Source organism: Mordavella massiliensis (genome assembly GCF_016902415.1).
Taxonomy (GTDB): Bacteria; Bacillota; Clostridia; order Lachnospirales; family Lachnospiraceae; genus Merdimonas; species Merdimonas faecigallinarum.
On the sequence record NZ_JACJLV010000029.1, the window covers coordinates 23876 to 32898 of the forward strand.

Annotated in this window: 11 protein-coding genes, 1 tRNA gene and 1 pseudogene; 2 read left to right on the forward strand and 11 right to left on the reverse strand. The window is 44.8% G+C overall.

The features are described from left to right. The first annotated feature begins 297 nt into the window (after positions 1-297). Positions 298-385 (forward strand) — tRNA-Ser (locus H6A13_RS09210). Between the two features lie 53 nt (positions 386-438). On the opposite strand, the gene H6A13_RS09215 is transcribed toward H6A13_RS09210, so the two are convergent. From H6A13_RS09215 to H6A13_RS09225, 3 genes and pseudogenes are all read right to left on the reverse strand, one after another. Continuing rightward, complete coding sequence (locus H6A13_RS09215; RefSeq protein WP_204909300.1) at positions 439-1218, reverse strand: Uma2 family endonuclease; 780 nt, start codon at positions 1216-1218, stop codon at positions 439-441. Between the two features lie 227 nt (positions 1219-1445). Continuing rightward, positions 1446-1730: pseudogene (locus tag H6A13_RS09220) on the reverse strand (phosphonoacetaldehyde hydrolase); the annotation flags it as partial. 278 nt (positions 1731-2008) lie between these two features. Then, positions 2009-2953: a serine hydrolase gene (locus H6A13_RS09225; RefSeq protein ID WP_204909302.1), complete on the reverse strand. Its 945-nt coding sequence runs from the start codon at positions 2951-2953 to the stop codon at positions 2009-2011. A 118-nt stretch (positions 2954-3071) separates the two neighbouring features. On the opposite strand from H6A13_RS09225, the gene dpaL reads away from it, so the two are divergent. Beyond that, a complete protein-coding gene (gene dpaL, locus H6A13_RS09230; protein ID WP_204909303.1) occupies positions 3072-4262 on the forward strand; it encodes a diaminopropionate ammonia-lyase in 1191 nt (396 codons plus the stop codon). A 41-nt stretch (positions 4263-4303) separates the two neighbouring features. On the opposite strand, the gene H6A13_RS09235 is transcribed toward dpaL, so the two are convergent. The 8 genes from H6A13_RS09235 to H6A13_RS09270 form a co-directional block, all read right to left on the reverse strand. Then, positions 4304-4585 (reverse strand): hypothetical protein, encoded by a 282-nt coding sequence (locus H6A13_RS09235; protein ID WP_204909304.1) that lies wholly within the window; start codon positions 4583-4585, stop codon positions 4304-4306. A gap of 36 nt (positions 4586-4621) precedes the next feature. Then, positions 4622-5011, reverse strand: a complete 390-nt coding sequence (locus H6A13_RS09240; RefSeq protein ID WP_202030722.1) for an arsenate reductase ArsC — start codon at positions 5009-5011, stop codon at positions 4622-4624. Positions 5012-5013: 2 nt separating this feature from the next. Continuing rightward, positions 5014-5379, reverse strand: a complete 366-nt coding sequence (locus H6A13_RS09245) for a thioredoxin family protein (RefSeq protein WP_173859906.1) — start codon at positions 5377-5379, stop codon at positions 5014-5016. Positions 5380-5404: 25 nt separating this feature from the next. Then, the gene (locus H6A13_RS09250) at positions 5405-6403 is read right to left on the reverse strand and encodes a permease (protein ID WP_204909308.1); all 999 of its coding nucleotides are present in this window, start codon (positions 6401-6403) and stop codon (positions 5405-5407) included. Beyond that, entirely contained in the window at positions 6403-6699 is a 297-nt protein-coding gene (locus H6A13_RS09255; RefSeq protein ID WP_117541312.1) for an ArsR/SmtB family transcription factor, read from the reverse strand. The genes H6A13_RS09250 and H6A13_RS09255 overlap by 1 nt, the downstream gene beginning before the upstream one ends. Before the next feature lie 257 nt (positions 6700-6956). After that, positions 6957-7865 (reverse strand): radical SAM mobile pair protein B, encoded by a 909-nt coding sequence (locus H6A13_RS09260; RefSeq protein ID WP_204909305.1) that lies wholly within the window; start codon positions 7863-7865, stop codon positions 6957-6959. Then, on the reverse strand, positions 7853-8542 hold the full coding sequence (locus tag H6A13_RS09265; RefSeq protein WP_204909306.1) for a radical SAM mobile pair protein A: 690 nt from the start codon (positions 8540-8542) through the stop codon (positions 7853-7855). Before H6A13_RS09265 ends, H6A13_RS09260 begins: the two co-directional genes overlap by 13 nt. Then, entirely contained in the window at positions 8539-8976 is a 438-nt protein-coding gene (locus H6A13_RS09270) for a radical SAM mobile pair system MarR family transcriptional regulator (RefSeq protein WP_004853467.1), read from the reverse strand. The genes H6A13_RS09265 and H6A13_RS09270 overlap by 4 nt, the downstream gene beginning before the upstream one ends. Positions 8977-9023: the final 47 nt, after the last annotated feature.

Here is a 9023-nt window from a genome sequence, read left to right on the forward strand (position 1 = left end):
TTTTTAGAAACATTTCCAGATTCTGACATACTTCCGCCACAATTCATGCGTATAATAAACTCATCAACAAAAAGAAGACGGTAGTCGTACTTAACCGTGACTTGAATGTTTTGCATGATTACCGGCTTCGCCTAAAAACAACTAACATTTATATAGATTTATTTTTCATCCCTCTTTATGCCGGCGCCAAAAGCGCCGGCTTTTTTTCGTCCGGCCGTCTTCTCACAAATAGGAGCTTTTCACAAATAAAGGCTTTCCTTTTCTTCCTGGTCTGTGCTATAATAGACCTCGTGATTTGGAGACGTATCGAAGTGGTCATAACGAGCTTGACTCGAAATCAAGTTGTCGGGCAACCGGCACGTGGGTTCGAATCCCACCGTCTCCGCTTATTAAAAACTCCCGGGGCTTTCGCCGGCCCGGGAGTTTTTCTTATCTCTTCTATTCCTCTCTCTCATAGAGAAATCTCACATGCTCATAGACCTCCGCAAAATCAATCACAAGCTCCCCGTCCCATATTCCTACCGGGACCTTCGCATCGAAGCCATAAATCAGCGGATATTCCTCATGTTCAAAATCATAGACGATGACTTTCTTCTTCATGGGATCTATCATCCAGTATTCCCGCACCCCTGCATTCAGATACTTATTCAGCTTGATCACGGAATCTTTCTTTTTTGTAGACTTTGACAGCACCTCAATGATAAAATCCGGGGCCCCGTAAATACACCGGTTGATGATCTTATCCCTGTCGCAGACAATCACCACGTCCGGCTCCACCATCGTCTTGTCGTCACAGTCCAGCTGTACGTCAATGGGCGCGATCATCGGCAGACATGTTCCTTTTTTATCCAGTACATGCTGCAGCATTTTGCTGTAAATATATCCTCCGATGATCTGGTGTGCAGAGGTCGGCGACGACATATCATAGATAACCCCGTCGATCAGTTCCACGCGGATATCATCCGGGATCTTATAATAATCCTCCAGGGTGTATTCCCCCTGCTTCTTGACAAAATAGGGGACTGCGGATTCCCGCATGTAGGAAGGCTGTTCCCCCAGCACCCGTTCCAGCGCCAGGATCGTCTCATACCTTGGCGTCAGCGTAATCCCTCCCAGCACCTTCTGCACGGTTCCAAGAGGCAGTCCGGACAGCTCCGCGATCTGCGCATAGGTATATCCCAGTTCTCTTTTCCTCTCCTGCATTTCCTGAATTGTCATATCCTCATCCCCTTTCTATCCAAATTATAACCATTATACCGCCTTTTGTCAATCACAAACATCCATTATATATCCGCTATTTATCCACATTTTAACCATACTATACAATCCATGGACTTACAAAAAAGACCCGGGGATGTCTGCCTGATCCACTCCTCAGACAAACATCTCCCGGGTCTCTCATAAATCTCAAACTATTCTAAATACGCGCACGGCCTTTCCAATCTTTACAGGGCCTCTGCCAGGTCCTGCAGAGTCCGGAACACCAGATCGGCTCCGGCCGCATAGAATTTTTCTTCTGTCTCTTTGCATTTTGCTTCCTGCTCTTCCGGTGAAAGCGCCTGGTATTCCTCCTCAGACAGTCCCATCTCGGAACTTCCGATGACAACGCCCGCGGACCATACGCCGGCGTGTTTGCCCTCTTTGATGTCTGAAGCAGTGTCGCCCACTTTCAGCACCTTATGTACGTCGTCAATTCCCAGCGCTTCCATGTTGCGGAAGATCATATAGGGGTACGGTCTTCCTTTCTGTCCTGTGGAATCCGGACTGAACCAGCACTCCGGCTCGTATCCAGATGTTCCAGAATAAAATCCGCCGCTTTTTGTTCAGACTTTCTCATGTCTCCGTACCCTGCACGGATCTTTTGTGCAATCTCTTTTGACATACATCCTCCTTGTAGATTTTCTACAGATTTTCACCGTTTCCCCAAAAATCCCTTTGCTTTTATTTTAACAGAGGCGCTTTTTCGACGCATGCATTTCTTCTGTTAAATCTTGGTAAAACCAGACATTTATTCCTCTTCCTGTTCCAGAAATTCGTATACTGTCCTGGAAATCTCCCGGATCAGAAGCGCTGCGTCTTCCCCCTCCTGCTCTCCCTCAAGACCGTCGCTCATGACGCAGAGGATATAATCCTTCTCTGGCCCGAACACGATAGCCGCATCGTGCTGGCAGGTATCCGTTTCTCCTGTCTTATTCGCGCACAGCGTTCCCTCCGGCAATCCCGCCGGGATCTTCCAGTCCCGTTCCTGGCCCGTCAGAAGCGCCAGCATGTCCAGAGAAGCTTCTTCGGAAACACATTTCCCCTCATAAATATTCTCCAGAAGCCTGCCGCAGTCCCTGGCAGATGTGTGATTCTTCTCTTCGGAAATCTCCTCTTCCTCCGACACAGAAGGCTCCAGTGTGTGGTAAATGCCGGTATCTTCATATCCCTGCTCTTCCAGATACGCGTTCATCTTCCGGCATCCTTCTGAAAAAGAATGGTCCGCGTTCTGGGCACGCACCAGTTCATTAAAGGACTCATTATCCGATACCTGGATCATCTGTTCCAGATAAGTGGTGATCTCCTCCTGGCCTTTTGCCAGATCTCCTGCCTCATCGGCCTGCCACCCGGTGATCTCTTCAAAATACTCATACGTTCTTGCCATTACAAACAATTTGATCAGACTGGCCGCATACATTTCCCGGTGATTGAGAGACAGTTCTTCGCCCGTCTCCAGATCCTTCAGATAAATACTGTACTCTCCCGGCTGATCCAGGATCATTTCTGTCAGTTCGGTCCTGAGAGAATAGAATTCTTCTTCTATCCCTGTTCCTTCTATATAATTAGCGGCCTTAAGGCTTTCTGCCTGGCCTCTTGCCTTTGCCGCGTCCGCCGCATAAACAACCGTCAGGATCCACAGCACAAGAACGATCCCGGCCGAGATCTGCCGCTTATATTTTTCCCATTTATCCACGATGTGTTGCTCCTGTTTTTCCCGTTTTCTTTCGTTATGAACCGATGGATATTATACCCTGTTTCTGATATACTGACAATAAATAGTTCTATATCTTCTATATTAGAGGAGGTTTCCCATGAATATTCATTATGCCTACCGGCCGCTTTCACCAGCCGACGATTCCCGGTATCTTAACCGGTTCGATCTTGCCCACGCCAGGGCCGCAAAAAATTTTCACCGTTCTTTTCCGGAATATGCCCCCACTCCTTTGTGGAATCTTTCCGCTATGGCAGAAAAAGCAGGCGTCGCCTCTATCCATCTGAAAGACGAAAGCTTCCGTTTTGGACTGGACGCCTTTAAGGTACTGGGCGGCAGTTACTGCATCGCCCGCAAGATCGGAGAACTTTTGGACATTCCTGCGGAAGCGCTTTCCTATAAACTTCTGACTTCACCTGCGATCCGTGAAAAGACCAGGTCTCTCACCTTTGTCACTGCAACCGATGGAAACCACGGCCGGGGCGTTGCCTGGACCGCGCAGAAGCTGGGCTGCAAAAGCGTTGTCTATATGCCAAAGGGAAGTTCTCCGGAACGCCTGGAGCATATCCGAAAAGCCGGCGCCACGGCCAGCATCACGGACATGAATTACGACGACGCTGTCCGCTTTGCCAACCAGCAGGCCCGGGAGCATGGCTGGATCATGCTGCAGGACACTGCATGGGAAGGGTACGAAGATGTGCCGGGCTGGATCATGGAAGGATATCTGACTCTGGCTCTGGAAGCCTATGAACAGCTGCAAGGCGAAGAACCCACGCATATCTTTCTGCAGGCCGGAGTAGGCGCATTTGCAGGAAGCGCGGCAGGCTTCTTCACCTCCGTCCTGAACCGGCGGCCTGTCATCACCATTGTAGAGCCGGACAAAGCGGACTGCCTGTACCGCACCGCCAGGGCAAATGACGGCCAGATCCACTTTGTGACCGGTGACATGGATTCCATGATGGCCGGACTGTGCTGCGGCGAACCCTGCACCATAGGATGGGACGTCTTATCCCGCTGCGCCGAGCATTACATCTCCATGCCGGACGAGATAGCGGCTTCTGGCATGCGGCTTCTCGCAGATCCAGACGGGTCGGATCCCAGGATCATTTCCGGCGAAAGCGGAGCAGCCTCCTTTGGCCTTGCCATGGCCCTCCTGCTGGACGAAAGCCTTGCTCCTCTTAAGGAAAAAATCGGACTTCGTGCAGATTCCCGGATCCTGTGCGTTTCCACAGAAGGAGCCACTGACCTTGAAAACTACTGGAAGATTATAGCATCCGGGGGAAAAGCATAAAAGCATATCTGGCTGGTGATCTCACCAGCCAGATATACCGTTCACTTATCCGTCAGTCCAGTTCCAACAATGTGTCCGTCAACAATAGCACAAAGATAAACTTCCCTGGCTGCAGTCTCTCTATCGGTCAAAAATTGCTTTTCAAATGCCATATCAATAGATGTTTCATCTTTGTATGATGATAAGAAATCTGTCTGATCATGAGTTAAAAGAAAAATATTTAAGACTTCCTGCGCATCATCGCCAGTAGCGTTTCTAATCAAACATTTCTTGTTATTCTTTAGAAATACTTTTTTGTATACTTCATTATTTATCCCCTTCACAATTAGGATTTTTCTGCTTAACAAACTGGGATCTGTCTATTTCATCCTATCTATCATATTCTTTATTTTCAGTTCTATCTGATTAATTACTTTGATGAAATCTTCGTCTGATTTTCCTGTCGGATCATCCAATCCCCAGTTATCATCAAATGGTCTTCCAATGAACGGGCATCCAACATTACATCCCATAGAAATAGCAATATCTGGCTCTGGTATATCCGAAATCAGCTTTGAATACTGTTCTTTCTCCATATCAATGCCATACATTTCTTTCATAATACGAACTGCATCCTGATTTATTTGTGGCTTCGTTTCCGTTCCAGCAGAATAACTTTCAAATACGTCGGATGCAAAATGCTTTCCCAATGCTTCTGCAACCTGACTTCTGCATGAATTATGGACACAAATGAACGCTACTTTCTTCATACCTATCCCCTAACTTTCTTTAATGCTTTTATCACATCATCCTTACTTAATACTTTCCCCATTGAGACTACTTTATTATCAATAACCAGAGCAGGTGTACTCATAACTCCCATTGCCGCAATCTGACCAAAATCTGTAACATGGTCAATCTCATCCGTCATGCCAAGCTCACTAAGCGCTTCCTTCACATTCTTCTCCAATGCATTGCATTTATCACAACCGCCACCAAGAACTTTCACATTTGCTCCTGATGAAAGAGTTTCCTTTGCTGCCTCAACGCTTTCTTCATTGCAATTTCCACCACAGCAACAACCTGATTGTTCCTTAACCATTTCCTTCTCGTCCTTTTTCTTTCCAAATAATCTCATAATTTCAATCTCCTTTTTTCTTTTTCTAAACCAGTAGATACTGAATTGCATTAAAGAAATATCCAACAATAATTATTCCAACTGCACATATTACAATAAAAATTCCTAGTAACTTCGGTTTCACTGCCTTTCTAAGCATAATCATTGACGGTAACGAAAGTGTAGTCACACCCATCATAAAACTTAAGATTGTTCCAAGCTGTGCCCCTTTTGCAAGTAATGCTTCTGCTACTGGTATCGTACCAAAAATATCTGCATACATAGGAATGCCGACCAACGTTGCCAAAATTACACCAAATGGATTATCACTGCCAAGAATCTTTTCTACCCAGCTCTCTGGAATCCAATTGTGAATAACAGCTCCTATTCCGACACCAATCAAAATATATGGAAATACTTTCTTAAAGGTGTCTATAACCTGTTGTTTTGCAAAAGAAAGTCTTTCTTTTTGCGTTGGTTCATCCATATCAATATCGACCGCATTCGCTTTTCGAATAAACGCTTCCACTTCATTCTCCAAATGAAGCTTTTCAATAATTGTTCCACCTATTACCGCAATAACAAGCCCTACAATCACATATATGATAGCAACTTTGGATCCAAAGATACTCATCAGCAAAACCAGACTTCCTAAATCTACCATTGGAGAAGAAATCAGAAAGGAAAATGTCACACCTAATGGAAGTCCTGCACTGGTAAATCCAATAAACAGTGGAATGGACGAGCAAGAACAGAATGGTGTCACCGTACCAAGTAATGCTGCAATACAGTTTGCCCAGATTCCATGAAAACGCCCCATAATCTTCTTACTTCGTTCTGGTGGAAAGTAGCTTTGAATATAGGAAATCATAAAAATTAGGATACAAAGCAATATCGTTATCTTCAAAACATCATATAGGAAAAACTGTACACTTCCACCCATTCTACTTGAAGTATCCAAGCCAATTTTCTCAAGAAGATTTCCAAATAATGTACTCATCCATTTCATTCCCAAAATCTGATTTTGAATAAACTCCCAAATCATTATTGACAGCACCCACTTTCCTCTTTACAGCAGGATAATCCTTCAATAAAAGTTTTAAAGGCATTCAAGGTCTCACAATTCAATGAATAATGATGCCATCTACCTTCTTTCCAATCATTCACCAGCCCACATTCATTTAAGATTTTCATATGATGAGAAAGTGTAGGCTGTGTAATCTCAAAAGCCTCCAATAGTTTACAACCACATTTTTCTCCGTCGGAGAGCATTTGGATAATCTGCAATCTATTACTATCTCCCAATGCTTTACAAATAAGTGCTACATCTATTGTATTCATATTGTCCTCCTTTACATAGATAATTGTCTATGTTTCTATTATGCATTATGCATAGATGATTGTCAATGTTTATTTTTATGGTTTACAAAATTCCCAATTCTCATCCCCCTTTATTAGAAGTGCATGCTCATGATTTCAGGAACAACAAGAGCCAAAAGAAAACACCTGCCGCTTCTGACAGATGTTCCACTATAAACTATCTATTTTTCATCAAGACAAACACCGAGTTTCTCAATTCTAATTCTCCAAACTGGAAGTTAGCGATTTCTTTTTCCGGTATTCTCTGTCCCACGAATTTCCTCATGATAGAAATAATCTACGATCACCGGATGTCCCTGCGGGACTCTGCCATAAGGCATTTCATTATCCACAAAGACACAATCATACTTCTTAGCCATTTTCTCAGCTTTTACTTCAAGTGCTTCAAAGTAGCTGCGGTTATGCTTGTTATAGATCTCGTCGTAAAGTGGTACAAGATCAGGATATTTTCCGGCGATATAATCCATAATTGTCTTTTTGAAACCGCCTCGAAGATTGAGATTTTCGAGCCAGAACAGATCGCACTGATCCTTTACCCGCTCAAAGATTGCTTCAAAATTCGTGATACCGGGGAATACCGGGGATACGAAACAGACTGTACGGATACCTGCTTCATATACCTGCTTCATAGCAGCGATGCGGCGCTCAATGCTCGAAGCAGAATCCATATCGTTCTTGAAATTTTCATCTAGTGTGTTGATCGACCATGAAACGGTTACACGTCCAAGCTTCTTCAACAGATCAATATCCCGTACCACAAGATCCGACTTTGTGCAGATCAGAATATCTGCGTCACTGCCGATCAGCTGCTCCAGAAGTTTTCTGGTATTCCCGAATTGCTCCTCCTGTGGATTGTAGCCATCTGTCACAGAACCGATGACCACCCGCTGTCCGGCATATTTCTTCGGATTTTTAATTTCCGGCCAATGCTTCACATCAAGGAAAGTGCCCCATTCCTCCTTGTGCCCGGTAAAGCGCTTCATAAAAGAAGCATAGCAATACTTGCAGGCATGTGTACAGCCCACATAGGGATTGACCGAGTAACCGCCTACCGGCAGACTAGACTTAGTCATGATGTTCTTTGTTTCCACCTCACGAATGAGGATTCCATTCATTACTTCTTCCATGATTTCTGTACCTCTAACACTTTATTAAATTCTTCCGGCATTTCCTGAATCATATTTTCATCCCCTATGATAGGGACAAGGTCTTCCTTCATAAACACCGGAATGCCGAGCTTATGTGCCTGGTCCGTCAGAGACCATGCCCATTCCGGCTCCGTATGAATCTTCTTGCTCTGAGCTCCGGTCATGGTGCCGACAACGATCCAATTGATTCCGGAAAGGTCAACTGTGCCGGGATCATCGAATAACGGCTCAAAGGTAACATGGTAATGTTTTGCTCTGACGTTTTTCCGAAGGGCGTCGATACGCCACCGTTCTGCTTTCCTCGTCACCGTAACGCCAAACCATGCGTTTTCCAGATCGGTATCAAAATCCAGCAAATCAGGTCGCTTGGTAAGGAACAGGAACTGATGCTGTGGATTTTCACGGATCTTTGCAAATACCTCGTCTCTCCATTCCGGCTTCCATCCAGAGAGATCGCTCATGCCGGTAAGAAGAAAGTTCTGCGGACGTTTCTTTTCCATCATCTTGAGCTTACCCGGAAAGAATTCAGGGTCAGCGAAATCATCAATCATATGCCAGCGTTTCACGTTGTTGCGGGCATAGCAATATGTACACCCCACTGTGCAGCCAATGACGATATTCATGTTCTGAATCTGATCTTTGATACAAATACTCATGACTTCTGCCACTCCTCAAGATTCTTTCTGATGCGGTCGAGGCATTCCTCAAACCGGGTAATTTCTTCCTCTGAAAAACCTTTGTAGTAAATACTGCCCATCTCATCAGATACAGAATCGTACTCGCCCTTTAAGGCATGTGCTTTCTCAGTCAGAAACAGGAGCGTTTTCCTTTTGTCCGTTTCAGACTGAACACGGCTTATCAGCCCTTGATTTTCCATTCTTTCCAGCATCGTAGTAAGAGATGTTATCGCTAATCCGCATTTAGTCGAGAGTGACCTGATTGAGATACCATCCTCCTGCCACAGCACATAAAGAATACGTCCCTGGGCTCCATTAAACGCATCAATATTCTTTTCACTGAGAATCTTCTCAAAAATCCGGTCTCCAAGCTGTTTTATTTTTGTGACAAGAAATCCTCCATTCATTTCCATACAAAAGCTCCTATATAGTAGTTTATTAAAAACATACTATATAGGAG